This window comes from Duganella sp. CF458 (genome assembly GCF_900113115.1).
In the GTDB taxonomy this organism is placed as follows: domain Bacteria; phylum Pseudomonadota; class Gammaproteobacteria; order Burkholderiales; family Burkholderiaceae_D; genus Rugamonas.
Genome location: NZ_FOOF01000008.1, coordinates 277,305 through 303,292, shown reverse-complemented (window position 1 = coordinate 303,292; position 25,988 = coordinate 277,305). Strand labels below are relative to the sequence as shown.

Genomic DNA, 25,988 nt, shown 5'->3' with positions numbered 1-25,988 from the left:
AACCCACCAACCATGGAGAAAAAAGCTGCCTGAAAATCAGAGTCTTAGACTCTCGCCGATTCAACAAGGTGTTTCAAATTCATTGACACGCTCCGCAGCACGAAGTTCGAGATGCCAACGAACCCCAAACCTACCGATATCGTGAAATGCGCAAAGTGCGGCGCTAGCGGCAAACACGGCGAACTTACGAAGGAAGCGACGCGGCAGGCAAAGGCGCTTCTAGAAAAGAAAGTTAAGGACGCCTTGAAAAAAGTCGGATTCAAATAATGCTGGCAAATTCGAACTATTAGAGGACAACATGGCGAAGAAGGATGAACCGTACCGTTCTGTAATTGTGGAGAGCTTCAAGCCAACTTCAACAGCTGGGCTTCGCGGAGAAATACATATCCGACCAATTGATGGACAGGGACTGCCAACGGAACTACACGTGGAGTGCTCCAAGGAACTCTCGCGGGAATACCCAGTGGGTACAAGATTTCGTATTAGAGCAAAACTTACTGACCGAGAAGGCGGCGGCGAGTACTTGTACAGCTTCCACAAATGGCCAGTAGAAGTCCTTTGAGCGCAGCTGCGAAATTTTGCGCTCCTGGCAAGGAAACGTGACGTGGTAGGCGCGCGCATGGGGGCAGGTACAAAATTATGCATAATTCGAGAACAATTTTTTGCAAACTAACGACGGCCCGGCGTAAGCGGCGATAACGTCCACTCTTTACTTGACATAATATAGATTATGCGAAGTATGCATGTCATAGCAAAGTAGTAATGTCCGGTTCTAGCAATATAGAAATGTCGCATTTCAGATGGCCTCGGCGCAAGCTGGATGTTCCACTTCAAGGAGCCCGCCATGGCCAAGTCCGGGACAATTATGATGAGCATGCGCGAAGCGGATCGGCTGAAGACGATTCAAGCCGTGGTGGATGGCCATCTCCGGCCGGGTCTGGCTGCGCAGCGTCTGGAGCTCACCGCACTGCAAGTTCGGCGGCTGGTCCAACGATACTGTGCCGAAGGCCCTGCTGGCCTAGTTTCCCGCCATCGTGGGCGTTCGAGCAACCACCAACTCCCCAAAGAACTGGTGAATCGCGCTGTACGCCTGCTGCGTGACCACTATCCCGATTTCGGACCGATTCGCCTGCGAGAAGCTGCGCGAGCAACATGGCGTTCTGCTGTCCAAGGAAACGGTACGGCAACTGATGATTGACGATGGTCTATGGGTTCCTCGTCGTCAGTTGCCCTTGCGGGTCTACCAGCCACGCAATCGACGCGCCAGCTACGGTGAATTGATCCAGATCGACAGGAGCAATCATGCCTGGTTCGAAAAACGAGCCCCTGCATTCACGGTCCTGGTCATTGTCGATGACGCCACCAGCCGTCTAATGGCCAATTCACCTCCATTCCAGCCTTGGCGGCCGCACCGCAAGGCGGCTTTTGCATGGTCTACAGCGACTCGAATGGTTCGCAGCTATGGACCACGTTATCGCCTGACTGCATGAGTTCGTCGCAAGCCGCCCAGATCAATGGCCAGTATTCCTCGGTGCCGGCGCCGGCACTAATGGGCGACAAGCTGTACATGGTCTACACCAGTAATACCAGTTCTCAGCTGTACTGGACACAATCACCTGACGGCGTCAACTGGAGCGGCGCGCTGCCGATACAGGGACAGAACACCTCGATTCCGGCGCTGGCTGCACTTGGGGAAACTCTGTGCATGGTGTACTCGGACGCCAGCAGTTCCCAACTGTGGTCCAGCACGTCCCCCGATGGCGTCAACTGGAGTGCCGCGCAACAAATTCAGGGTGAGACATATCATCCACGCCGCCGCGCGCTCCTCCACGAACCACAAGACCGGTCACGCCTGAAGGTGCGGCCGGTCTTTTCCTTCAAGTTCCTTACCATGCAATTGCGTGCCCCCCTCTTGACACCTTCCCGCAGTTTGAAAACCCAATGGCCGCGCCAGTTCGCCCACCGCAGCGGCTCATGATGCAAGCGTTGCGGTGGTTTTTCCGCCACCATGGCGACTTTTAAGCATTGAATATTTTATAAGTCGTTGCGATACTCGCAGCACTGTTGGCCCGCCCCAGCGGCGCCGGCATGCCACTTCCTAAAAGCCAGCCTGACGCAAGCTTTTCAGACCGGCCCGCGATGCGGCGCACCAGCTTTCTCGTTTGCCTGATCACGCTATTGTCATTTGACGCCGTCGCCTCCAGCCGAAGCGCGCTTCGCTTGTCACGACGCCTATCGCAATGCATCCCTGCGGGATGTCCGACATGAGAAGGACCAGAAATGCGAGCTGCACAGATCCGCCGACACCTCGGCGCGCCCTCTCCCGTCTTGCCACGCACCGGAACCGAACAAGGCTTGCCATCGACCACGCCACATCTGTTGCGCGGTACGGTGGCGCCGGCGGCGAGCGCCAAGGCCGCCAGCACGCCGGCACTGAACCTGGAATTTTCGCCGCGCGACTACATCACCTATCTGTTGTCGATCGACGCGGAAATCGAACACTGCCTGATGGTGCAATACCTGTACGCCGCGTATTCGCTGGGCGGGCCCCAGGTGCCTGAGGCGTTCCGCGACAGCGTGCGCACTTGGCAGGAGGTGATACTGGGCATAGCCAAGGAAGAGATGGGCCACTTGATCTCGGTGCAAAATTCGCTGCGCCTGATCGGCTCTCCGCTGCACATGGAACGCGAGGACGAGCCCTGGGACTCCCCTTTCTACCCCTTCCCGTTCATGCTCGAACCGCTGACGCTGGATTCGCTGGCCAAGTATGTGTACGCCGAATCCCCGGTCGACTGGGACGGCGGCGCGCTGGGCGACGAGATCCGCCTGCGCGTGCAAGCCCAGACCGACAATCCGCACCAGGTCGCGGCGTTGTTCAACACCCTGATTCCGCTGGTGGCAGATCCCGAATACCTGCCCGATGCCGCTTTCGACGCCTCGACCTTGCCGGCGCAAGCCGACTTTGCCGAATGGGGCCGCGGCTACCAGGGCGGCCATCGCGGCCGTCCCAGCGGCCAGCCGACGCAGACGCCGGACGTGCTGGTAGTACCGCAAACCTGTCGCGACGACATGGTCGCCGCCCTGCACGCCATCGCCCAACAGGGCGAGGCCACCAGCGGCACCACTGCTTCGCACTTCGTGCGCTTCCTGCGCATCTATGTCGAGATGCGCGAACTGATCGAGCACACGCCGCTGACGGCGGCGCACTGGAACGCGGCCCGGCCGGCTGATTTCGCCGCGCCGCAATGGCAGGCCCTGCAACCCGAAAGCAAGTCTGGCCTGCGCGCCAACAGCCCAGCCGGACGCGCCGCCTGGGCGCCGGCGCGCCAGGTCGCGCTCAACCCCTATGTCTCGCTCAATCCCGATGACGAAGGCGGCGATGAAAGTGCCACCACCACCCGCATCACGCATCCCGAATCGGCGCTATGGGCAACGCTGCACAACATCCGTTACCGCATGCTGTTGAACTATCTGATTCACAGCTTCACGCTGTACGGCGGCTTGAATGCGGCCGGCGCCATTACGCCGCGTGGTGCGATCGTCAACGCTACCTTCGGCGAGATGTACAACCTGCGCGCCGTTTCCGAAATCCTGATGCAGCTGCCCGTCTCGGCCGACAACCCATCCGCCGGTTTCGCCGGCCCCCCGTTCCAGATGCCTTACACCCTCAACAGCCCGTTCGGCGAGGCCAACAAATGGCGCGGCCACCTCGACCTGCTGACTGCTTCGGCCAGCGTGGTTGAAGCGCTGCAGCTGCTGGCGCCCGAGTCCCGCCATCACTATCTGGCGTCGCTGCGCGAAGCCGACCGCAACATGCGCGAGCTGATCTTGCGCATCCTGTCGGGCAGCATCGACGCCGCCTTGCTTTAGGAGACCAATGATGCCGATACTGGAATTGAGAATCCTGCCTCCGCTGGCCGTAGCCCGCCTGGGCGGCGCCGCCGAGCCGCTCGAAGCGTTCGACCTGGAGACCGATCCGGACAGCCCGATGAACTACCGCCGCATCGTGCCGCGCGAGAGCTTCGAGATCGATCCGCTGGGCGGCCGCATTGTGCGTGCCTACGTGCCCGACAATATCCGCTTTAAGGACGACGACAAGCTGGTGCGGCCGGTTGCGCCTTTCCTGGAAGTCTACGCGCGCACCAGCGAGGACCCCGAGCAGCTACAACCGTTGACCACTACCCTGCTGGCTGAGCATGGGCTGACGCTGGCCAATCTGCATTGGGATGTCGAGCTGGGCAACATCAAGATCTACCGCCGTACCAACAACCGCAACGACCAGATCCACGCCACCGTCTTCGGCCTGCGGGACCACGCCCGCCACGCGCTGGAAGGCTGGTGTGAGAACTTCAAGGCAGGCAAAACGCTACCGCTCGGCCACGTGCAGTTCATCGCGCCCAGCGACGACTTTCCGGAAATCCGCCTGCGCTACACCCCGGCCGCCGGAAAGGTTTACGGCAGCCGCATGCAGCGCCTGGAACCGCAGGCCGATGGCGTGCCGCTGCTGGTGCCCGACCCGATCATCGACAACGAAGACCTGGTGCTGTACGACGCGGCGCGCGGCGACTGGCTCAACTACACCGAAAGCAGCGGTCCGACGCTGACCAACCCGGCCGGCATCTACGCCGGTTACGCCAACGCCCAGGGTCAGCAGGTCAGCTGGGGCTACCTGGACGACGAATGCGATGGCCTGGTGCGGGTGGTGCTGACGCTGGCAGACAACAGCACGCTGGTGGCCCAAGCTACTATCGGCGCCGGTCCGCCGGCTTACGCGCCGGATACGCTGCCGATTCGTGTCGTCTCGGACGAAATGGAGCAGCTGCTACACGGCCCCACCGTGCAGGAGGAGGAAGTGTCGCTGGAACAAGCCACGGAACTGGTGCTGCGCGCGCTGGAGACGGTGCGGCTGATGAACACGGCGGTCATGAACGGCAACCCGGTGAACGGGCGCCTCAATGTGGCCAGCACCATGGTGCGGCAGAACAGCAACGACTTCGAGCGCTATTACGAGCCGATCGCCGCCGCTTCACTGGTCGACAACCTGGCGCTGCGCGCCCTGCACGAACGCGTATTCAGCGCCCTCTCGGCCGGCGGCGCGCCGTGGTTCGCCCAGACACTGCGCCTGCCCGAGGAAATCGGCGACCTGTCCGCGACCGCGCTGCGCAAGATGCCGGCGTTGATGCGCGGCGCCGACGGCCGCGGCCTGACGTTGACGCGGCGCCACATCGACATGGTGGTGAAAGCCGCCCGCAACGCCATGTTCAGCCAACCCAACAACCCTGCAGGAGACCTCTGATGGCCGCCAAACAGCCCAGCCTGAGCGCCAACAACCTGACCGCGCAAATCCACCACCGTGGTGCCGGCAACCCGGCCTCGATACTGCCGCGCAGCGCGATTTCCAATTGCTTCCCTGGCCTGGAATTCGACTTCCGCAACCTGTGGCGGCGCGCCTTCGAAGGCATTGTGCTGGTCGAAAACAACAACTACGTGATCGACGCCGAGCCCGCCTATCAGCACCTGGTCACGCGCCGCCTGCTGCGTTTCGCCGGCCTGGAAGTCGGCACCATGGTCAACACCACCGGGCCGGTGTTCCCGGATGGCAGCTCGGGCACGCTGGCCTCGGTGGCCAATCCGAATGCGGTCTCCTTCATGGAATGGTCGAATTCGATTGCCCGCATCCTGCACCTGCAAGGTCAGCTGGTCAGCTGCGAGTTCACCGCCCAGGCCGATGCCAGCACTGAGGTGCTGGCCGGCCCGGACACGCCCGTCATCACCGTCGAACTACGCCTGCGCACCTTCTTCGAACCCGACACGGCGGCCTTCAATCCTGCGCTGCTGCAGCCGGGCGAACTGACCCAAGGCCTGTGCGCGCCGTGGCAGAACGACTACCGGGAGTGCGCCTGCTACTACTGGGCCGCTTCGCGCCCCGACTATGTCAACGTCGAACCGGGCGTCAACGGCTTGTCGCGCGGCGACATGTGGTTCGCCAAGAAGCGTACCGGCACCTACATTCCGGACAACCGCACCGACACCCGGTTGTACTCCTACGACGACCTGTTCAAATCCTGGCAGGAGGACTTGCAGTTCATCATCCGTGGCAAGGATGCCGATGAATCCTGATGCCATGGCCGACGCGCCGCCAGCCGCCCTGGCACGAGCCCTGAGCCGCCGCATCGCAGCGGCCTCGCGGCCGCGCCAGCGCCACGCCCACCTGGTCGACGACGCCCAGGGTGCGCAGCTGTTGATGGTCAACGGCACGCGCCTGTACCACCTGCCGCCCGCGCTGACCGAGCAGTTCCGCGCGGCGCTGGGCAGTGACGATCCGGCCTTGCTGCAAGGCCTGGTCGACAGCTGCGGCCTGCGTGCCGAGGCGCTGATCGACGACACCCCGCTGGCCGCGCCGCCGTTGCACGCGCTGTCGCTGGCGATCGCGCAAAAGTGCAACCTCGGTTGTACTTATTGCTATGCCCAGCAGGGCGAGTTCGGCGACAAGGCCAAGAGCATGGAGGAGCACCAGGCGCTCCAGGCGGTGGACCTGCTGCTGTCGCAGGCGGCGCCTGGCGCCAAAGTCAACTTGGCCTTCATGGGCGGCGAACCGCTGTCGAACCGCGCGGTGCTGCGCAGCGTGACCGACTACGCCAGCCGGCAGGCGGCGCTGCGCCAGGTCGATTGCCGGTTTTCGATCACCACCAACGGCACCTTGCTGCGACCCGACGACGCCGACTTCTTCGAACAGCACGGCTTCGCCGTTACGGTCAGTTTGGACGGTGCGGCCGAACAGCACAACCGGCTGCGCCCCTTCAAGGGCGGCAAGGGGTCCTTCGACCGCATCCTTGAACGCATTGCACCACTGCTGGCAACGCAGCGCCGGATGCAAGTGTCGGCGCGCGTCACGGTTACGCCATTCAACCTGAACCTGCTTGGCACGCTCGATATGTTCATCGGCATGGGCTTCCACAGCGTCGGCTTTTCACCGTTGCTGCGCGCCGCCAACGGCCGTGCCGAAATGGGCGAAGCCGAGCTGGCCGAGATGCTGGAGGCGATGATCGCCTGCGGCCTGGCTTTCGAACAGAACGTGCTGCAGGGCCGCCGTTATCCCTTCATGAACATGCAGAACGCGCTGCGCGAACTGCAGCGCGGCACGCACCGGCCCTACCCCTGCGGCGCCGGCGCGGGCTACTTTGGCGTCTCGGCCGACGGCGAGTTGTCGGCCTGCCACCGCTTCGTCGGCGACGAGCAAGGTGCCATGGGCTCGCTGAAAGACGGGGTTGACCGCGCCCGCCAGGCGATCTGGCTGCGCGAACGCCATGTGCACCAGCAGCAGCCCTGCTCGAACTGCTGGGCACGCTACTTGTGCGGTGGCGGCTGCCACCACGAGGTGCTGGCACGTGGGCGCAGCGCCTGCGACTACATTCGTGGCTGGCTGCACTACACGATAGGCGCGCACCAACGCTTGAGCCACCTGGTGCCGGACTGGTTTGCGGCGCCGGCCGGCCAGCCGGACTAAGTCCGATGCGCGACGGAGATTGTACGTTCGACGCGTTGGTGGTCGGTGCCGGCCCGGCCGGCGTCAGCGCTGCGCTACGCCTGCAGCAGCTGGGCCACCGCGTACTGCTGGTCGAGCGCAGCGCCATCTGGCCGCGCGCCCAGGTCGGTGAGGTCCTCACGGCTGGCGTGCGCAATATCATCGAACTGCTGGATGCCAACGACGCACTGGCGGCGGTACCGCACGTCGCCCACGCCGGCAGCCGGGTGCTGTGGCGCAGCCGTGAACCGGACCTGCTGCAGCAAGCCGGTTCGGCCATCGTCGACCGGGGCCGCTTCGACGCGGCCCTGCTGGCGTTGGCGCAGCGCCGCGGTATCGAAGTGGAACAGCCGGCCCGCCTGCTGCACCTGAACGGCGCGGCGGGCGACTGGCACGTCAGCTTGCTGTGCGGGGAATCCCGCAGCCGCCAGGTGCGAGCCCGCTTCATCCTCGACGCATGCGGGCGCAGCGCGGCGTCTCGCGTCGACTGTGCTCCCCGCCTGGCGGCCTTGTGGGGCGAGGTTGACCAGTCGGCCCTGACGGAGCTGGACGGCACCACCCTGGTCGAAGCGCTGGAGCACGGTTGGCTGTGGGCTGGCTGCCTGCCTGGCCGGCGCTATCGGCTGATGCTGCTCTGCGATCCGAAGGCGGCCCGCCAGGCAGGGGCGGCCAGTCCCGAGGCCCGCCTGCGCGCCGCCTGCGCTGCCAGCCGGCTGCTGCCCGCCGCGGCCGGACTGCCCTTGCTGGGGCAGGTGCAAATGTGCTCGGCCACGCCTTACCTGGCCGCAGACTGCTGGCAGGACGGCCGCCTGAAGCTGGGCGACGCGGCCTTTGCGCTCGATCCGGTTTCTTCGTCCGGCGTGGAGAAGGCCATGCGTTTTTCGCTGCAGGCAGCGGTGGCCTTGCACACCATGCTGGGCGACGACGGCACCGGCAGCCACGCGCTGGCTCGGCGCTTTTTCGAGGGCCGGCTGGTGGAGGCTTGCGCGCGCCACGCGCACTGGACCGAAGCGTATTATGGCCAGGCCTGGTGCGCCGGCGAGCCCTTCTGGCAGGCTCGAGCGCACTACGAAGCCAGCGCCGATGGCAAGCTGCCCCAGGAACTGCTTGCCGCGCTGTCCATAGAGCGTGTCCGACTGGCAGGCTACCAGCCGCCGGAACTCAAACCTTTGGCCGCCTTCAACCCTGCCCTGCCATTGCGCTTGCATGGCGGCGCCGCGATTGTCCAGTTGCCGTGCGTGGTTGACGACCGGGTGTGCCTGCACACGGCGCTCGACCACCCCCATCTGGAGCGGCCGTTGGCCTTCCTGGAAAACGAGGCATTGTTCCCGCACTTGACCAGGCTGGCGCAACCGCTGCCACTGGCCCAGCTACTGCGCCAGCTGGCCGCCGGCATGCCCAGCCACAAGGCCCAGCGCATCGCCACCTGGCTGTGGCAGCGCGGCTTGCTGGAAAGCGTCGGTTGAGTGTGCGTTTAATCAGATGTGCCGTTTTTAGACCAGATATCCTTCAAGCCGCTCACCAATGCGTCAAATACCGTCTTGCAGCGCGCACTGTGCCGCAGGTCTGAATGCATGGTTACCCAGGTCGTCATCCCCATGTTCATTTCTTTTTTAAGGACGCGAACCAGGTTCTTCTCTCGATCCGCCAGGCCGGACTGGTACACGCCAATTCCTGCGCCGGCGCGCACCAGCGCCATCTGGGCCAGGTTACTGTCGCATCGGTATGCGAACCCTTCACGCTTCCATCCGCCCAAGCTGGCGCCGGCCGCCCTCAGGAATGGCGTCTCCATATCAAATCCGATCAGGCTGTGGCGTGTCAGATCCGTCAGCGATTTCGGCTCACCTTGCGCCGCCAGGTACTCCTTATGCGCATAGAACCCCAGAGTGACGTCTCCGACGCGCTGGGCGAGCAACAGATCCTGCTGCGGCTGCGTCATGCGCACGGCAATGTCGACCTCGCGGCCGAGCAAGTCCTGGACGGCGTCGCTGAGAACGAGTTCGATGGCCAGTTCGGGATATCTGGAGCGCAGCGGCGCCAGGATCGATGGCAGGATTTCCACTCCAACGACGTCGCTCGCTGAAATCCGGACCGCTCCGCGAACCGCGTTGTGGCCATGGGCGCTGCGTTCTATCGCGGCTGCGGCGTGCTGCATTTCTTCGAGTTGCGCCCGCAATTGCAGCGCGGCGTCAGTTGGCTGCAATCCGGTTTGGGAGCGCGTGAACAGCACCAAGCCCAGGCCGGATTCCAATTCGGAAATGTGGCGGCCGGCTGTCGGCTGCGTCAGGCCCAGGGATCGTGCGGCGCCGGATAGCGACTGGGCGTTCAAAACGTGCAGGAAGGTTCGGTACAAGTCCCAAGGAATCGAGTTTGTCATACAAAGTTGTATAGCTGATGCAAGGTTTTGGGGGATTTTCGTTTAGCCAGAGTTTGGCCATAATTTGCTCCATAGTCAACTTTACGGAGCAAATCATGAAAGCAAAAACTGCATTGGTCCTGGGCGCGAGCGGCGGAATCGGTGGCGAAATGCTGCGCCAGCTCGTGGCACAAGGCTGGACCGTCCGCGCGCTGAAACGCGGACTTGGCGTGGCAAACCGCACGGCTGACGGTGTCGAATGGGTCGATGGCGATGCGATGAACGCCCTGGATGTCGCCAGGGCGTCGGAGGGTTGTTCAGTGATCGTCCATGCCGTCAATCCGCCGGGCTATCGCGGCTGGGGCAAGCAGGTTTTGCCAATGATCGACAACTCCATCGCTGCGGCGGCTGCGCAGGGGGCAACCATCGTCCTGCCGGGAACTGTCTATAACTACGGTCCCGATGCTTTCCCTGTGCTGCATGAAGATTCGTTGCAGCGCCCTCTTACGCGCAAAGGCAAAATTCGGGTGGAGATGGAAAGGCGCCTGCAAGAAGCCAGCGTGCAAGGAAAGGTTCGCGTCATCATCGTCCGTGCAGGCGACTTCTTTGGGCCGGGCGCCCGCAACAACTGGCTTTCCCAAGGCATGATCCAGCCTGGCGCAGTGCCGGCCGAAGTCAAATTGCCCGGCGCACCAGGTGTCGGCCACCAATATGCCTACTTGCCCGATGTCGCGGCCACGATGCTTGCGTTGCTCGATATGCGCGACAAACTGCCCGGCTTCGCAAGCTATCACATGGCTGGTTACTGGGACCGTGACGGCACCGAGTTTGGCCGTGCGATCCAGCGCGTGGTCGCATCGCATGGTGCAAAGGCGCCAAAGCTGAAGGCATTCCCCTGGTGGATGATTCGCCTCGCGGCGCCGTTCAACGAGACTTTACGCGAAATGATGGAGATGCGCTATTTGTGGCAGCATGCCGTCCGGATGGAGAACCAGCAGCTGCGGCAGGTGCTGGGCACCGAACCGCATACGCCGCTGGAAACCGCCCTCGCCCGCACGCTTGGCAGCCTTGGTTGTCTTCCGGCCCGGGCTTAACTGGACTTGGCCGCGGCCTTGGCGCGAGCCGCGTGCAGCTTCCGGTAGCTGTCGATCTTGCGCTGGTGCCTGTCGAGCCCCTCCAGCTTCATGCTGGTTGGGGTCAGGCCGTGGAATCGCACGCTGCCGTTGACCGAGCCAATCACAGCGTCCATCTTCTCGTCGCCGAACATGCGGCGGAAGTTGACGACGTAATCGTCCAGTTCCATCTCTTCGTCCAGCAGCACCTCCAATACCGCGCTCAGGGCCTGGTAGAACAATCCGCGATCCAGCGTGTTGTCGTTGTACTGCAGGAAGGCTTCCACCAGCTCTTGCGCCGCTTCGTATTCGTTCAGGGCCAGGTTGATCAGCAGCCGCAATTCGAGAACGGTAAGCTGTCCCCAAACGGTGTTCTCGTCGAATTCGATGCCGATCAAGGTGGCGATGTCGCCGTATTCATCGAGCTCGCTGTTTTCCAGGCGATCAAGCAGCGCTTCAAGGCTTTCATCATCCAGGCGATGCAGGTTCAGGATGTCGCTGCGGAACTGGAGGGCCTTGTTGGTGTTATCCCAGATCAGGTCTTCCACCGGGTAGATTTCCGAATAGCCGGGCACCAGGATGCGGCATGCAGTGGCGCCCAACTGGTCGTAGACCGCCATATAGGATTCCTTGCCCAGGTCTTTGAGGATGCCGAACAAGGTTGCGGCTTCTTCGGCATTGGAGTTTTCGCCCTGGCCGGAGAAATCCCATTCGACGAAATCGAAGTCCGATTTGGCGCTGAAGAAGCGCCAGGACACGATGCCGCTGGAATCGATGAAATGTTCGACAAAGTTATTTGGCTCGGTCACGGCGTTACTGACGAACGTCGGGCGCGGCAGATCGTTCAGGCCTTCAAAGCTGCGCCCCTGGAGCAGTTCGGTAAGGCTGCGCTCGAGCGCGACCTCAAAGCTTGGATGCGCGCCAAACGAGGCGAACACGCCGCCGGTGCGCGGATTCATCAGCGTCACGCACATGACCGGGTAGGTTCCGCCGAGCGACGCATCCTTGACCAATACCGGGAAGCCTTGTTCTTCCAGGCCTTTGATGCCGGCCAGGATGCCGGGATACTTCGCCAGCACTTCTTGCGGGACGTCCGGCAATGCGAGTTCGCCTTCCAGGATCTCGCGCTTGACCGCCCTTTCGAAGATCTCCGACAGGCATTGCACTTGCGCCTCGACCAGCGTGTTACCGGCGCTCATGCCGTTACTGACGAAAAGGTTCTCCACCAGGTTGGTTGGGAAGTAGACTACTTCGCCATCGGACTGCCTCACGAACGGCAAGGAGCAAATGCCGCGTTGCGTGTTGCCGGAGTTGGTGTCGTACAGGTGCGAGCCGCGCAGCTCGCCATCCGGGTTGTAGACTTCCCGGCTGTATTCGTCCAGGATCTCGACCGGCAGTGCATCTTTTCGGCCGGGCTTGAACCAGCGCTCGTCCGGGTAGTGCACAAAGTCGGCGTTGGCGATGTCTTCACCCCAGAATTCACCGGCATAGAAGTGGTTGTTGCTGATTCGTTCGATGTACTCGCCCAGTGCCGAGGCCAGCGCGCTTTCCTTGGTCGAGCCTTTGCCGTTGGTGAAGCACATTGGCGAGTGCGCGTCACGGATATGCAGCGACCACACATTCGGAACGATATTGCGCCAGGATGCGATTTCGATCTTGATCCCCAGTTCCGCCAGGAGAGCGGACATATTGGCGATGGTCTGCTCCAGCGGCAGGTCCTTGCCCGGAATGTAGGTGTTCGTGCCGGACGCCGGGTCGAGGGTCAGCAAGGCTTGGGCATCGGCGTCGAGGTTTGCGACTTCCTCGATGATGAATTCCGGGCCGGCCTGCACCACTTTTTTCACGGTACAACGGTCGATGGAGCGCAAAATGCCTTCGCGGTCTTTGGCCGAGATATCCGGTGGCAGCTCCACCTGGATCTTGAAAATCTGCTGGTAGCGATTTTCAGGGTCGACAATATTGTTCTGCGACAGGCGGATATTTTCAGTTGGAATATTGCGAGTTGAGCAATACAACTTCACAAAATAGGCGGCGCACAAGGCGGACGACGCCAGGAAATAGTCAAACGGTCCAGGCGCCGAGCCGTCCCCTTTGTAGCGGATTGGCTGGTCTGCAATGACCGTGAAATCGTCGAATTTAGCTTCCAGGCGAAGCTTATCGAGAAAGTTGACCTTAATTTCCATGGGAATGTTCCAAAATAGTGCTCAAAATAGCGTGGCCGCTATTATCGGCTCTTTTTCGGCGCACCGCAAAGACTGTTCGCCGGCACTCCCCTGCCCTCGCAAGCAAGCACCAGCCGCGCTTTCTAGGCATTTTTGCTTGGGGTGACGAACGCCAGAGCCTCCTCAAACGATTGCAGCACCAGGTCAACGTGCGAGGCAACGGTTGCGTGCTCGTTGCCCACGTCGTCGCGCGGACGTATCGTTACCAGTTGAACGTCCGGCAAGGCGGCGCGCAGTTCCGTGACGGCCGCAATCCAGGCGGCCGGCGCGCTCTCGATCGGATACGTGACAAAAACGGTGGAAACCAGGTTGTCGGCACCGGGATCGGCTGCCGGGTCTGCCTGATCGAGCACGAAACTGCGGGCATCGAGCTTCGCATCGCGGAAAACCAGTACCAGCAGCTCGCTCACGAATTCCTCGCGCACTCCGGGCATGGAGGTGCAGATAATCACCGAGCGCGCCGGCACGTCCAGCGAGCCTTGCCAACGTCCCAGGCGCTCCTCGCGCTGGTGCCGCAAATGGGCGCCAACGTTTTCGTCGAGCATGGATATCTTGCGCCGGCGAGCCCGGCTCGGCGCTTGGCCTGCTTCGAGCGAATCGGCAACCATCGCGACGGTAGCGCGCAAGCGGCTTTCCTGGCCACTCTGCAGGCTTGCCGCTGCCATTCCGAGGCCCGGCAACAGCACTTTGTCACAGTAACGCGCCAGGGTCGACTTCCGCAGGAAGGCGCGTGCGTCCTCGATAATGGCATTGGCATCGCCGCTCAGTACCCGGTGATAGAAGCGTTGCGCCTCATTGGTATTTGGCGATTCGGCAAACATGATGCTGATCGGTTCCAGGCTCTTGATATAACGGCCGCCGACCACGATGCACAATGTCAGCGGTGTCGAGAGCAGCAGCCCCAAGGGACCCCAGATCGCTCCCCAGAACAGTGCCGAGACAATCACTGCCAGCGGAGACATGCCAACGCTATGACCGTACACGCGCGGCTCGATCACGTTGGCAACGAACACCTCAAGTACGATGAACACCACAATGGCATAGACGGCGAGCGACCAACCAGGTTCCACCGCGGCGGCGAACAGCGCAATCGCGGCGCCGGCGATCAGCGCGCCAATGTAGGGTACAAATCGAAGTGCGGCACACAGTGCTCCCCACAGCGCGGCATGGGGAATGTCGATCAGCCAGAGCGCAATCGAGACCACCACGCCAAAAGTCAGGTTCAACAGCAACTGGGTGAAGAAGAACCGCGACACACCCTCGGCCGCGTCTTCCAGGCCTTTGATGGTGCGACTGACTTCGCGCTGGCCGACCAGCCGCAGCACGCGGTCCCGCAGGTTCTCGCGATCCAGCAAGATGAAGATCATCAGGACCAGCACGAGGAAAGCCTCGCCCAGCGGACCCGATACAACGCCAATTGCCTTGGCAATGGAATCGCTGGTGCTGGCGTGCTCGCGGATTTCAACCGGCACTGGGCGAGGCCCCGTTTCAAGTGTCGTCGCCGATGGCGGTTCTTCCAGCAATTGCGGCGCCAGGCGCGCCAAAGGGTGCTGGGCCAGTTCTTCCAATGATCTGGATTTGGCGCGAATCTCGGCGGTGTATTGCGGCAGGTCGGACGTCAGCGCCAGTACATTGGCGCCCAGCATTGCGAAAGTACAGGCGAACACCACGATCACCAACGCCAGTGCGCCAAAGGTCGAATTGACGCGCGATAGCCCCAGGCCGCCCATCGTGCGGATCAATGGGGCCAGCGCCAGGCTCAATACCAGAGCCGTTACGACGGGTTGCAACACTTCCCGGCCAAAATAAAGAAGGCCAAGCACACAAGCCGCCGTGACGGCGAAATTTACTTTCATACGGGTTCCGCTTCAGGCACACAGGTCGCCATCATACTTGATCTTCGCCTATTTCCAGCCACCGCCAAGCACCTTGTACAGGGTCACCTGGTTGCTCACCTTGGCCAACCGCGCGTTGATCAGCCCGTGCCGTGCGCTATACAAGACACGCTGCGACACCAGCGCATTCAGGTAGGATTCGACACCTTTCTGGTAGCGCGCTTCGTGAATGCGGTGGCTCCTTTCCGCAGCGTCCGCAAGCAAGGCCTGCGATTCCACGCGTTCGTCGAGCGTCCCTCGCTGAGCCAGTGCATCGGCCACCTCGCGGAAAGCGGACTGGATCGCCTTCTCGTACTGAGCCAGCGCGATGGCATGGTTGCTGCGCGCAACTTCAAGGTTGGCCTTGTTTGCACCGCCAGCGAACACCGGCAGGTTCACTTGTGGCGAGAAGCTCCATGTTCCGGTGCCTGCCTTGAAAAGCCCCGACAGTTCGGTGCTGGCGCTCCCTGCGAACGCCGTCAACGAAATGCTCGGGAAGAAAGCCGCGCGGGCCACACCGATATCCGCATTGGCAGCTTTCAGTGACCGCTCCGCTTCCAACACATCCGGGCGCTGCTGCAGTACTGTCGACGGGACACCTGCCTGCAGATCGGCCAACTTCGTCACCTGCTGCAGCGAACCTTGCGGCAGCAAGGTGGCCGGCACCCTGGTCCCCGCAAGGAGGTCGAGTGCGTTGACGCCGGCAGCCACTTGCGCTCGATAGATCGCAGCGTCGTTGCGGGCGGCTTCCGCGCTGGTCTGCGCCTCATACATATCGAGGCCGGACGTTGCTCCCGATTCAAAGCGGTGCTTGGCGATTTCGAACGTGATCTGCTGATTCTTCAGCGTATCTTCGGCCAGCCGCAGGTGCTCCTGGTCCGCGGCGAGCGTCAGCCAGGCGCTGGCCACTTCCGCAACCAGGCTGATATGCTGGGCACGGCGCGCTTCTTCGGTCGCCAGATATTGTTGAAGTGCGGACTCGGACATGTTCTTCACGCGGCCGAAGAAGTCCAGTTCGAAGGCTGGAATCCCAAGGCCCCCGCTGTACTGCCGCGTGACGGTGGCCGATCCGGCCGGCGACTGCTTGCCGGACACCCTTTGGGCCGTCTGGCCAACACTTGCATTCACATGCGGCAGGCGCTCGGCGCTTGCCACGCCATGCTGCTCGCGCGCTTTGTCGATGTTCAGGACCGACACGCGCAGGTCGCGGTTGTGATCCAGTGCCAGTTGCACCACCTGCGCAAGGCTCTCGTCGGAGATGAACTCCCGCCATCCGATGTCGGCGGCAGCGCGCACTTCCGCATCACGGCCGGCAGGTTTGTACGCCTCGCCGGAAGGCCATTGTTGCGCCACCGGCGCTGCGGGACGTTGGTGGACCGGCGCCAGGCTGCAGCCGGAAAGCACGGCCGCGACGGCCAGTGCAAACAGGGACTTGTTCATTTCGCTATTTCCTCAATCATGGCGGCCTGTTTGGCGCCCTCTTCCACTTGTGGCTTCTTCGCAAACCAGCCGCGCACCAACACAAAGAACACCGGCACGAAGAAGATCCCGAGGAAGGTCGCGGTCAGCATGCCGCCCAGGACGCCAAAGCCGATGGCAAGCTGCGCGCCGGAGCCGGCGCCGCTGGCCATCGCCAGGGGCAGCACGCCAAGGCCGAAGGCGATCGACGTCATCAGGATCGGCCGCAAACGCATCTTCACGGCGACCAGGGTTGCCTCCCGCAGCTCTTTACCCGACTCCTGCAGTTCCTTGGCAAATTCGACGATCAGGATCGCGTTCTTCGCCGACAAGCCGACCACGGTCAGCAAGCCAACCTTGAAGTACACGTCGTTGGCCAGGCCCACGCCCCACGTCGCCAATACCGCGCCGATGATGCCCAGCGGGATCACCAGCATGACGGAGAACGGCACCGACCAGCTCTCATAAAGCGCGGCCAGGCACAGGAACACGATCAGGAACGACAGGGTGTACAGCAAGGTGGTCTGCGAACCGGCTTCGCGTTCCTCCAGCGACATGCCGGCCCATTCGTAGCCAATGCCTTTCGGCAGCTTGGCGATCATCTGTTCCATTTCGACCATGGCATCGCCCGAGCTGACGCCCACCGCCGCCATGCCCTGGATATTCAGCGACGAACTGCCATTGAAACGCTCCAGGCGCGGCGAAGCGGTTTCCCACTCGCCAACGGCGAAGGCGGAAAACGGCACCATCTCGCCATTGCGGTTGCGCACAGACCATTTCTGCATATCCTCCGGCAGCATGCGCGATTCGGCCCTGCCCTGCATGAACACCTTCTTCACCCGGCCGCGATCCATGAAGTCGTTGACATAGGCGGAACCCCAACCGACCGACAGCACCTGGTTGATCTCCGAAACATCGAGGCCGAGGGCAGCGGCCTTCTGGTGGTCGACTGTTATCTTGTACTGCGGCGTGTCTTCCTGGCCATTCGGACGTACGCCAACCAGCTTGGGATTCTTGGCTGCCATCGCCAACAACTGGTCTCGAGCTTCCATCATCGCCTTGTGGCCCAAGTTGGCGCGGTCGGTCAGCTGCAGGTCAAAGCCGCCGGCGTTTCCGAGCTCCATTACTGCCGGCGGCGAGAAGGTGTACACCATCGCATCGCGTGAATTCATCATCGCTTCCAATGCGCGGTAACCGATATAGCCCGAGTGGTTTTCCAGGCCCGGGCGTTCCTTCCAGTCCTTCAGCTTGACGAAGGCCATGCCGTTATTCTGTCCATTGCCGGCAAAGGAGAAGCCCGCAACCGAAAGAACGGATTCCACATTGTTCTTCTCTTTCGTGAAGAAGTAGTTCTCGACTTCTTCAATGGTCTTTACCGTGCGTTCCTGCGTGGCGCCGGATGGCAGCTGGATTGCGGTGAACAGAATGCCTTGGTCCTCTTCCGGCAGGAAGGCAGTGGGGACGCGCGCAAACGCGAAGCCAAGGACGCCTAGGAGTGCGGCGTAGACCACCATGGTCTTACCGGTGCGGTGAATCAGTTTGCCGACAATGCCCTGGTATCTCTCATTGCTGCGATCAAACTTGCGATTGAACCAGCCAAAGAAGCCTTTGTTCGACACATGCGAGCCTGGCTTCAGGATGGTTGCGCACAGTGCCGGAGTGAATACCATCGCGACCAGCACCGACAGCACCATTGCCGAGACGATCGTCACCGAAAACTGGCGGTAGATCACGCCGGTGGACCCGCTCATGAAGGCCATCGGCACAAACACGGCGGAGATCACCATCCCGATCCCGACCAGCGCTCCCGAAATCTGGCCCATCGACTTCAGGGTTGCCTCTTTCGGCGAAAGACCTTCTTCGGTCATGACACGCTCAACGTTTTCCACTACCACGATCGCATCGTCCACCAGCAGGCCGATCGCCAGCACCAGTGCAAACATGGTCAAGGTGTTGATCGAATAGCCCATCATCGCCAGTACGCCGAACGTGCCCAACAGGACGACCGGGACCGCCATGGTTGGAATCAGGGTGGCACGCAGGTTCTGCAGGAACAAATACATCACCAGGAACACCAGGACGATCGCTTCGATCAGGGTTTTCACCACTTCATGGATCGAAATCTTGACGAATGGTGTGGTGTCAAAAGCGACCTGCGACTTGACGCTTTTTGGGAAGAACGGTTCCATCTCCGCCAGCTTGGCCTTGACCGCATCGGCAGTGGCAAGGGCATTGGCGCCCGTGGCCAGCTTGATTGCCAGTCCTGCCGCAGGCTTGCCGTTGTAGCGCACGGCACTCATATAGTTCTCGCCGCCCAGTTCAATCGCGGCGACGTCGCGCAGGTAGACGGTTGCGCCATTCGCCTGGGTCTTGAGCAGGATGCTCCCGAACTGCTCGGGCGTCTGAAGGCGGCTTTGCGCCGTCACGGCAGCATTCAGTTGCTGGCCGCGCACTGCCGGCGCACCGCCCAGCTCACCAGCCGACACTTCGGTATTCTGGCTCTTGACGGATGCGATCACGTCGGCGGGCGTAAGACGGTAACCCTCCAGTTTCGCTGGATCGAGCCAGATGCGCATCGCGTACTGCGTTCCGAAGTGCTGTGCCTCGCCCACGCCCTCGATGCGCGACAGCGATTCAATCACGTTCGAAGCAATGTAGTCGTCCAGGTCGGCGTTGTTCAAGCTGCCGTCTTCGGACACGAAGCCAAGCACCAGCAGGAAACTATTGGTCGCCTTGGAGACCACCAGCCCTTGTTGCGTAACTTCCGTTGGCAGCAACGGTGTTGCCAGCGCAAGCTTGTTCTGCACCTGGACCTGCGCGATATCCGGATCGGTGCCGCTCTTGAAATTCAAGGCAATGCTGATGCCGCCAGTTGCATCGGAGTTTGACGTCATATTGCGCAAGCCATCGATCCCCTTCATCTTCTGTTCGATGACCTGGGTGACGGAATCTTCCACCGTTTTGGCTGAGGCGCCCGGATAGGACCCGCTGATCTGGATGGTTGGCGGCGCGATATCCGGATACTGGGAGATCGGCAACGTTTGAATCGCCAGCACGCCCGCGAGCATGACGACGATCGCTAGCACCCAAGAAAAAATGGGGCGTTGGATAAAGAATCTTGCCATGTTTCGCTCCTTACTGCGGCGCAGTCGAAGGCGTCAGGGCGACTGCCGGCTTGGGCTGCGCGAATACCGCCGGCGCCCCTGGCTGTACCTTCTGGTGCCCTTCCACGATCACGCGGTCGCCCACCTTCAGGCCGGATTTCACCAGCCACAGATCGCCCAGGGTGCCGGAAGTCTGCAATACCCGCTGTTCGACGATCCCTTTGTCGTTCAACACCAGGGCTGTCGCTTCGCCCTTGGGGTTGCGCGTCACGCCCTGCTGCGGCACGGCGATCGCATGTTCGTCTATGCCGCTTTCAATGGCCGCGCGTACGAACATGCCAGGCATCAGCTCATGCTTTGGATTCGGTACGATAGCGCGCAGGATGACATTGCCGGTGCCCGGATCGACACTCGAACCGGCGAACTGCAGCTTGCCTTCATGCGCATAAGTCGTACCATCGGAGAGTTTCAGCATCACGCGCGCTTGGCCGCCGGCCTGCTTCAAGGCCCCGGATTCGGCCAGCTTCTTCAAACGCCGCATCTCCTCACCGGACTGGGTGACATCGACATAAATCGGGTCCAGCTGCTGCACTGTGGCCAGCGCGGCCTCCTGCCCTGCCGTGACCAACGCACCGGGCGTAACGCTGGAGCGGCTGATGCGACCCGAGATCGGCGCTTGAACCTTGGTGAAGTCCAGATTGATGCGCGCGGCATCCAACGCCGCTTTGGCGGACTCCCGTTCCGCGCGCGCCTGGGCTTCGCCGGCCACGGCATCGTCGTACTCCTGGCGGCTCACGCCTTCCATCTCCAGCAGGTCCTTGTAGCGCTGCGCTTTCGGCGCGGCGGCCAGGAGATTTGCCTCTGCACGTTTCAATGTGGCTTTCGCCGAGTTGTAGTTTGCCTGGTAGATGGCCGAATCGATCTGGTACAACTGGGTGCCGGCATTGACGTCTGCGCCCTCCAGAAACAGGCGCTTCTGCACCAGGCCACCGACCTGCGGGCGCACTTCAGCCACCATGAAGGCTGCCGTCCGCCCCGGCAATTCGATATTGACCGGCAGCTGGCGCGCCTGCACCGTGTGCACGCCGACTTGCGGTGGCCCCGCCTCACCCTGCGCCGCTGGTTGGGACTCGCATCCGGCGATCAGAGCCGCCGCGCATGCGAGGAAAACGAATCTTTTATTCACGCGAGTAATCACTCATTTAATGGTTAAAAATTCTTCAATCGAAGAACATGCGGCGGATGGCCTTGAAGCCGCTGGCTTTAAAGGCTTCGACCCGCCCGGGTTCACGCAACGCAAAATCGATCGTCGTATTGGCAATCGAAATAAATAGCGCGTCCGCATATTGCGGGGAATGTCCGGCCATCACTTCGCTGGAATGCACCAGCTCCATCATGCCAACGTCAGGAAACAGCTCCATCTCCGCCGCGCGCGTTGCATCGGTGAGGATTTCGGTCACGGCCAGTTGGGTTGCAGCCCTGTTCCATACCGGGTGCGCCAGTGCCCAATCGATATGGGCATCCCACATGGCCTTGGCTCGCTGGACCAGTGGCAAAGACGGATTGAAGGTATGGCGCGTCGCCCCCCAGCTTTGTTCGCAGATATACAGGTACATCTCGTTCAAGAGCACTTCTTTGGTGGCGAAATAGCGGAACAAGGTCCCTTCCGCGACCCCGGCCAGTTTGGCGACCAGCGCCGTAGGCGCGCCAACACCCCGCTCGGCTACGGCCTGGGCGGCAGCTTCCAGCAGGTGCAACTTCTTCTCTTCGCTCTTCGGTCGTGCCATCTGCGCCTCAATAATAACGGAGTACTCACTCATTATAACCATGCCTTTTGTCGAATGTAAACACTTGTTTAGCAGAAGTTACAGCGCACGCTTGACTTCGATATTCAAATGGACAATATTGCCTATCAGCAATTGGAAAGCATTCCACTCAAGGAGATTTCATGGTGACCAGGCATAGAATTACCCACGGCTTGCCCCTCGCCCTGGCGGGGCTGCTGACAGCATGCGGCGGCGGTAACGGAAGCGACAGCAGCGGACAAGGAACCGTGCTCAAGGCGGGAAGCACGGCGCAGGCAACGGAAACTGCGTTGACTCCGGTGGCCGCAAGCGCCTCGGCATTCGAGCGCGGCGACCTGTCGGCTGCGGCCGCCATCGACCATAACGATGGCACGCGCTGGAGCAGCGGCTTTACCGACGACCAGTACCTGACGCTTGATTTCGGCAAATCTGTTGCCGTCAACCGGGTCAAGATCCACTGGGAGAATGCCCATGCCACCGAATACCTGCTGCAGGTATCGGAGGACAACGCCACGTGGACCACCATCAAGTCCGTCGCGAACAGCCAGGGCGGTACAGAAGATTGGTCCGGACTCGCGGGCCAGGGACGCTACTTGCGCATGAAGGGCATCAAGCGGTCCTCGAACTACGGCTATTCAATCTTTGAGATCCAGGCGTTCTCCGGCACGCCGGCCTCCCCTACCCCTACTCCCACGCCGCAACCGGATCCGCAGCCTGGCGATCCCGCAACACCGGGTGTTGTAGTCAAGCCGGCTACCGCAACTTCGTCGGCGGTGGAAAACGCTGGCCTGTCCGCTTCCGCTGCCATTGACGGCCAAGCCAACACGCGCTGGGCAAGTGCGAAAGAGGACGGTGCGTGGATCCAGTTCGATTTCGGTGTCCGGACCGCGGTCGGCTATATGAAGCTGACCTGGGAGAACGCCTATGCCAAGCAATACTCCCTGCTCGTCTCGGACGATGGCAACAATTGGTCGCAACTGCGGCTGGTGACGAACGGGAAAGGCGGCACGGAGGAATTCTTCAACCTCGGGGTCAATGCCCGGTATATCCGCATGCAGGGAATTGCGCGGGCAACGCAGTACGGCTACTCGTTGTTCGAGGTCGAGTTCAAGTCGCCAGGCAGCGACAATACTTTGCAGGCTGGCGCAACTTCGGCGCTGCGCTTCCCGGCTGCCGGCGAAAGCGTCGTGCCGCTACCGGCTGCGGCTGCCCCGCTGGAAACACTCCAGTTCACGCTGGCCGACGGCACCCTCGTAACCCGTTTCGGTGCGCGCGGATTTGCGCGCCATGGCCGCGAGCGTGGCGAGGACTGGAATGAAGTCGGCTACGGCCCGAATGAAACAGTTGATCCCGCAAGTGGACAAGCGGTCGATAAAGGCCCGGGCAATTACCTCACCTTCGTGCCGCAATACTTCAAGAACCGCACTTGGGGCGTGGAGATCGTCGACAACAGCCGCGTTCCCGGCGTGACCAAGCCCACGCTGGTGGTCAACCAGTATACGACGGTCGATTTCCTGTCTGGCGGCATCGCCTTCTTCCGCGCCATCGATCGGCCGGGTGTGACCGGTTATGGCTGGATGGCACCGGGGGAACTGGTCGACAACAACATCAAGGTCTGCAAGACCTCGGCCTACCCCGCGGCTGGCCAGCTTGCCGCAGCGGGCGGTATGAATGGCGCCTGCACCCTGCTGGTCAAACAGTATCCCGGCATGAGTGGGCTGGACGCAAACGGATTCCCGAACGGGACCAACATCCCGGCGCGCCCGCTGGTTGTGGGCGACGTGATCGAAGTGTCGCCTTCCATGTTCTCCACCACGGAGTCCATGCTTGGCAAGGGCGATAACGGCGGCATCCGCTACTACTCGGCCGAGTGGACTTATGTGGTCGGCGCTGGCCTGCGCCCGTGGTATGGCGTGCAGCCGCGCCTGAACTCCGTGCCGTTGCCGGCGGAGACCTTGTCGGGCGGCCTTGGTTCGGTGTCCTACAACTACTCGGATAACGGCTTGTTCATGTTCCAGCAGCCGCAGAACGATGTGGGCATGCAGAATATGCAGCGCTTCGTGGAAGGCCGGCGCCTGATCCACACCAATTTCACTACCGGCGACCACAATGAAGCCGGCAACGACCGCTACGCGCCTGCCGTAGGCTTGCAAGGCCAACGCTTCAACCAGTCCGCATGCATCGGCTGCCACGTGAACAATGGCCGCAGCCCGGCGCCATTCGCGGTCAACCAGAAGCTGGACACGATGTCGGTACGCGTTGCGGTAACCGGCGCCGATGGCCAGCAGATGCCGCATCCACTCTATGGCACCGCGGTGCAGATGAATGCCGTCTCGGCCACCGGCACCCCGCAAAACTGGGGCACCGGTGTGCGTGTTGCCGGTTTCGAGACGCGTACGGCCAAGCTGGCCGATGGCACGACCGTCGAACTCCGCAAGCCGAGCATCGCCTACGATGGCCCGGCGCCGGAGATCGCCTCGCTGCGTGCCGCACAGCCGATGATTGGAACCGGCTTGCTTGAGGCAGTGCCCGAGGCCGACATCCTGGCCCGCGTACGCAGTGCGCCGGACGCGGATGGCGTGAGAGGCGTGGCCAATTTCGTCTACGATCCTGAAACGGGGGCGGTACGCCTGGGCCGCTTCGGCTGGAAGGCTTCGAAAGCGACTCTTCGCCACCAAGCCGCGGCAGCCCTGTTGCAGGATATGGCAGTCACATCGCCGGTCTACCCGAACCGCAGCTGCGGCAGTGATCCTGCCCAATGCAAATCTGCCGCCGCGCAGCGCGGGGTGAGCGAGCCGGAACTGCAACTGATCTCGCAGTATCTCGCCCTGGTTGCCGTGCCGGCCCAACGCAGCCTGCCTAGTGGATTCCCGAAAGGCGTGGCGCCGCTGGACGAGCACCGCGTCGATGCGCAGCAGGTGAGTGCCGGCTCCCGGCTGTTCCAGGCGATGCGCTGCTCGGCATGCCATACCGTCGAAATGCGCACCGGCCCTGGACACCTGCTGGCTGAACTGCGCAACCAGGTGATCCGCCCCTATACGGACTTGCTGCTGCACGATATGGGCCCTGGGCTGGCGGACAACTTCGTCGAGGGCCAGGCCAAAGGCGGCATGTGGCGTACCGCGCCGCTGTGGGGGATCGGCTATACCGACAAGGTGATGGGCAATGGCGGCAAGGCTGGCTACCTGCACGATGGCCGCGCGCGCAACCTGACCGAAGCGATCATGTGGCACGGCGGCGAAGGCGATGCTTCACGCCAGCGTTTCGCCGCCTTGCCACAGGCCGACCGCGCGGCGCTGCTTGCCTTCCTGCAGTCCTTGTAAGACGACTCAGTCGAAGTCGAACAGATCGCTGAGGAAGCCTTCTTTCTTCTTCTTGTGCTGTGGATGGCTGCCAAAGCCGTGAGCGTGACCGCCATGCTGCTGGTAGCGGGGATCGTGTTGCTGGTTGCGCTGATCGGGCACGCGTTGCGGTTGGACGGCTTGGGGAACGGCCCCACCAGGGAGGGAGCGCTCGATGATCTTGTCGAGCTCTCCCCGATCCAGCCACACGCCACGGCAGTTCGGGCAGTAATCGATCTCGATTCCCTGGCGCTCGCTCATCACCAGGTTGACATTCTTACAGACGGGACATTGCATCGCTTGCTCCTCAATTTTACGGACGTCGGCGATGCTAGGCCGTCAAGCTTAGGCTGCCCTTAAAACGGCTTACAGGTCCCAGGCCGGGGCCAGTCCTTCCGGGTTCACCATGCGGCCGTTGCGCTCCAGCGCTGCGATTTCCGCCATATCCTGCGCGGTCAACTGGAGCCCGGTGGCGAGCAAATTACTGGCCAGGTTTTCGCGCCTGGTTGATGAAGGAATGACCGAGTATCCCAGCTGCATCGCCCAAGCCAGCGTCACCTGCGCCGCAGTGGCGTCATGGCGGGCGGCGATGGCTGCAATTACCGGATCGCCCAACACTTTGCCGTAGCCCAGCGTCATGTACGACGTCACGTGAATGCCCTGCCCTTGCAGGAAATCCACCAGCTTGCGGTTCTGCAGGTAGGGACTCAACTCGATCTGGTTGGTCGCGATCTGCCTTGCACCGACTGCTGCAATCGCGCGCCTGGTGTAATCGATATTGAAATTCGAGATGCCGATCTGGCGCGCCAGGCCGTGCTCACGCGCCGTCGCCAGCGCCACCATATACTCCTCGACCGGCACTTTGCTCAGGGGCCAATGGATCAGGGCCAGGTCGACGTAGTCGGTGCCTAATTTCTCCAGGCTTTCTTCCAGGCTGGCGAGCAGCCGGCCAGCGGCGAAGTTGTCGTTCCAGACCTTGGTGGTCAGGAACAGGTCCTTGCGCGCGATGCCTGATGCGGCAACAGCCTGCCCTACTTCGGCTTCGTTATCGTAGATTTGCGCGGTGTCGACGGCGCGGTAGCCCGCTTCGATCGCGTTACGGACGGAGTCGAACGCGGCTTGTCCTTGCAGGCGGAAGGTGCCGGCGCCAAATGATGGAATGGTCATTTATAAGATCCTTGGTATCAGTGT

General features: G+C 61.9%; 17 protein-coding genes and 1 pseudogene. 9 read left to right on the top strand and 9 right to left on the bottom strand.

Going from position 1 to position 25,988, the window contains the following annotated elements; genetic code table 11:
- Positions 1-844 precede the first annotated feature (844 nt).
- The 7 genes and pseudogenes from BM269_RS14725 to BM269_RS14695 form a co-directional block, all read left to right on the top strand.
- Positions 845-1,376, top strand: a pseudogene (locus BM269_RS14725) (helix-turn-helix domain-containing protein); the annotation flags it as partial.
- Between the two features lie 53 nt (positions 1,377-1,429).
- Positions 1,430-1,978, top strand: coding sequence for a hypothetical protein (locus tag BM269_RS14720; RefSeq protein ID WP_090437931.1), 549 nt, complete (start codon positions 1,430-1,432; stop codon positions 1,976-1,978).
- A gap of 302 nt (positions 1,979-2,280) precedes the next feature.
- Complete coding sequence (locus BM269_RS14715) at positions 2,281-3,870, top strand: ferritin-like domain-containing protein (RefSeq protein WP_090437929.1); 1,590 nt, start codon at positions 2,281-2,283, stop codon at positions 3,868-3,870.
- A 7-nt stretch (positions 3,871-3,877) separates the two neighbouring features.
- The gene (locus BM269_RS14710; protein WP_229204658.1) at positions 3,878-5,296 is read left to right on the top strand and encodes a hypothetical protein; all 1,419 of its coding nucleotides are present in this window, start codon (positions 3,878-3,880) and stop codon (positions 5,294-5,296) included.
- A complete protein-coding gene (locus BM269_RS14705; protein ID WP_090437927.1) occupies positions 5,296-6,120 on the top strand; it encodes a hypothetical protein in 825 nt (274 codons plus the stop codon). The genes BM269_RS14710 and BM269_RS14705 overlap by 1 nt, the downstream gene beginning before the upstream one ends.
- A complete protein-coding gene (locus BM269_RS14700) occupies positions 6,110-7,507 on the top strand; it encodes a radical SAM/SPASM domain-containing protein (protein WP_090437970.1) in 1,398 nt (465 codons plus the stop codon). The genes BM269_RS14705 and BM269_RS14700 overlap by 11 nt, the downstream gene beginning before the upstream one ends.
- A gap of 5 nt (positions 7,508-7,512) precedes the next feature.
- Positions 7,513-8,991: a flavin-dependent monooxygenase QhpG gene (locus tag BM269_RS14695; protein WP_139232748.1), complete on the top strand. Its 1,479-nt coding sequence runs from the start codon at positions 7,513-7,515 to the stop codon at positions 8,989-8,991.
- A gap of 8 nt (positions 8,992-8,999) precedes the next feature.
- On the opposite strand, the gene BM269_RS14690 is transcribed toward BM269_RS14695, so the two are convergent.
- On the bottom strand, positions 9,000-9,902 hold the full coding sequence (locus BM269_RS14690; RefSeq protein ID WP_090437923.1) for a LysR family transcriptional regulator: 903 nt from the start codon (positions 9,900-9,902) through the stop codon (positions 9,000-9,002).
- A 95-nt stretch (positions 9,903-9,997) separates the two neighbouring features.
- Here BM269_RS14690 and BM269_RS14685 point away from each other — a divergent pair, with 95 nt between their 5' ends.
- On the top strand, positions 9,998-10,975 hold the full coding sequence (locus tag BM269_RS14685) for an NAD-dependent epimerase/dehydratase family protein (RefSeq protein WP_090437921.1): 978 nt from the start codon (positions 9,998-10,000) through the stop codon (positions 10,973-10,975).
- Here BM269_RS14685 and BM269_RS14680 read toward each other — a convergent pair.
- From BM269_RS14680 to BM269_RS14655, 6 genes are all read right to left on the bottom strand, one after another.
- Positions 10,972-13,176 (bottom strand): OsmC domain/YcaO domain-containing protein, encoded by a 2,205-nt coding sequence (locus BM269_RS14680; RefSeq protein WP_090437919.1) that lies wholly within the window; start codon positions 13,174-13,176, stop codon positions 10,972-10,974. The genes BM269_RS14685 and BM269_RS14680 overlap by 4 nt on opposite strands.
- A gap of 122 nt (positions 13,177-13,298) precedes the next feature.
- Complete coding sequence (locus BM269_RS14675; protein ID WP_090437917.1) at positions 13,299-15,071, bottom strand: AI-2E family transporter; 1,773 nt, start codon at positions 15,069-15,071, stop codon at positions 13,299-13,301.
- A gap of 48 nt (positions 15,072-15,119) precedes the next feature.
- The gene (locus BM269_RS14670) at positions 15,120-16,529 is read right to left on the bottom strand and encodes an efflux transporter outer membrane subunit (protein ID WP_090437915.1); all 1,410 of its coding nucleotides are present in this window, start codon (positions 16,527-16,529) and stop codon (positions 15,120-15,122) included.
- Positions 16,526-19,672 carry an efflux RND transporter permease subunit gene (locus BM269_RS14665; RefSeq protein WP_090437913.1) on the bottom strand — a complete coding sequence of 1,049 codons (3,147 nt, stop codon included), beginning with the start codon at positions 19,670-19,672 and terminating at the stop codon, positions 16,526-16,528. Before BM269_RS14665 ends, BM269_RS14670 begins: the two co-directional genes overlap by 4 nt.
- Before the next feature lie 10 nt (positions 19,673-19,682).
- Positions 19,683-20,837, bottom strand: coding sequence for an efflux RND transporter periplasmic adaptor subunit (locus BM269_RS14660; RefSeq protein WP_229204657.1), 1,155 nt, complete (start codon positions 20,835-20,837; stop codon positions 19,683-19,685).
- Between the two features lie 34 nt (positions 20,838-20,871).
- The gene (locus BM269_RS14655) at positions 20,872-21,438 is read right to left on the bottom strand and encodes a TetR/AcrR family transcriptional regulator (protein ID WP_090437909.1); all 567 of its coding nucleotides are present in this window, start codon (positions 21,436-21,438) and stop codon (positions 20,872-20,874) included.
- A 161-nt stretch (positions 21,439-21,599) separates the two neighbouring features.
- Here BM269_RS14655 and BM269_RS14650 point away from each other — a divergent pair, with 161 nt between their 5' ends.
- Entirely contained in the window at positions 21,600-24,779 is a 3,180-nt protein-coding gene (locus tag BM269_RS14650) for a di-heme oxidoredictase family protein (protein ID WP_090437907.1), read from the top strand.
- Positions 24,780-24,785: 6 nt separating this feature from the next.
- Here BM269_RS14650 and BM269_RS14645 read toward each other — a convergent pair whose 3' ends face one another.
- Positions 24,786-25,094, bottom strand: coding sequence for a TFIIB-type zinc ribbon-containing protein (locus tag BM269_RS14645; protein WP_090437905.1), 309 nt, complete (start codon positions 25,092-25,094; stop codon positions 24,786-24,788).
- Between the two features lie 69 nt (positions 25,095-25,163).
- Positions 25,164-25,964 carry a 2,5-didehydrogluconate reductase DkgB gene (gene dkgB / locus BM269_RS14640; RefSeq protein ID WP_090437903.1) on the bottom strand — a complete coding sequence of 267 codons (801 nt, stop codon included), beginning with the start codon at positions 25,962-25,964 and terminating at the stop codon, positions 25,164-25,166.
- Positions 25,965-25,988: the final 24 nt, after the last annotated feature.

What these genes read in the sequence shown, in the direction of transcription:
- dkgB (WP_090437903.1), bottom strand. Translation starts at nt 25,964, where the DNA reads ATGACCATTCCATCATTTGGCGCCGGCACCTTCCGCCTGCAAGGACAA.
- BM269_RS14695 (WP_139232748.1), top strand. Translation starts at nt 7,513, where the DNA reads ATGCGCGACGGAGATTGTACGTTCGACGCGTTGGTGGTCGGTGCCGGC.
- BM269_RS14720 (WP_090437931.1), top strand. Translation starts at nt 1,430, where the DNA reads ATGGTCTACAGCGACTCGAATGGTTCGCAGCTATGGACCACGTTATCG.
- BM269_RS14655 (WP_090437909.1), bottom strand. Translation starts at nt 21,438, where the DNA reads ATGGCACGACCGAAGAGCGAAGAGAAGAAGTTGCACCTGCTGGAAGCT.
- BM269_RS14675 (WP_090437917.1), bottom strand. Translation starts at nt 15,071, where the DNA reads ATGAAAGTAAATTTCGCCGTCACGGCGGCTTGTGTGCTTGGCCTTCTT.
- BM269_RS14710 (WP_229204658.1), top strand. Translation starts at nt 3,878, where the DNA reads ATGATGCCGATACTGGAATTGAGAATCCTGCCTCCGCTGGCCGTAGCC.
- BM269_RS14705 (WP_090437927.1), top strand. Translation starts at nt 5,296, where the DNA reads ATGGCCGCCAAACAGCCCAGCCTGAGCGCCAACAACCTGACCGCGCAA.
- BM269_RS14645 (WP_090437905.1), bottom strand. Translation starts at nt 25,094, where the DNA reads ATGCAATGTCCCGTCTGTAAGAATGTCAACCTGGTGATGAGCGAGCGC.
- BM269_RS14715 (WP_090437929.1), top strand. Translation starts at nt 2,281, where the DNA reads ATGCGAGCTGCACAGATCCGCCGACACCTCGGCGCGCCCTCTCCCGTC.
- BM269_RS14665 (WP_090437913.1), bottom strand. Translation starts at nt 19,672, where the DNA reads ATGGCAAGATTCTTTATCCAACGCCCCATTTTTTCTTGGGTGCTAGCG.
- BM269_RS14650 (WP_090437907.1), top strand. Translation starts at nt 21,600, where the DNA reads ATGGTGACCAGGCATAGAATTACCCACGGCTTGCCCCTCGCCCTGGCG.
- BM269_RS14700 (WP_090437970.1), top strand. Translation starts at nt 6,110, where the DNA reads ATGAATCCTGATGCCATGGCCGACGCGCCGCCAGCCGCCCTGGCACGA.
- BM269_RS14690 (WP_090437923.1), bottom strand. Translation starts at nt 9,902, where the DNA reads ATGACAAACTCGATTCCTTGGGACTTGTACCGAACCTTCCTGCACGTT.
- BM269_RS14670 (WP_090437915.1), bottom strand. Translation starts at nt 16,529, where the DNA reads ATGAACAAGTCCCTGTTTGCACTGGCCGTCGCGGCCGTGCTTTCCGGC.
- BM269_RS14680 (WP_090437919.1), bottom strand. Translation starts at nt 13,176, where the DNA reads ATGGAAATTAAGGTCAACTTTCTCGATAAGCTTCGCCTGGAAGCTAAA.
- BM269_RS14685 (WP_090437921.1), top strand. Translation starts at nt 9,998, where the DNA reads ATGAAAGCAAAAACTGCATTGGTCCTGGGCGCGAGCGGCGGAATCGGT.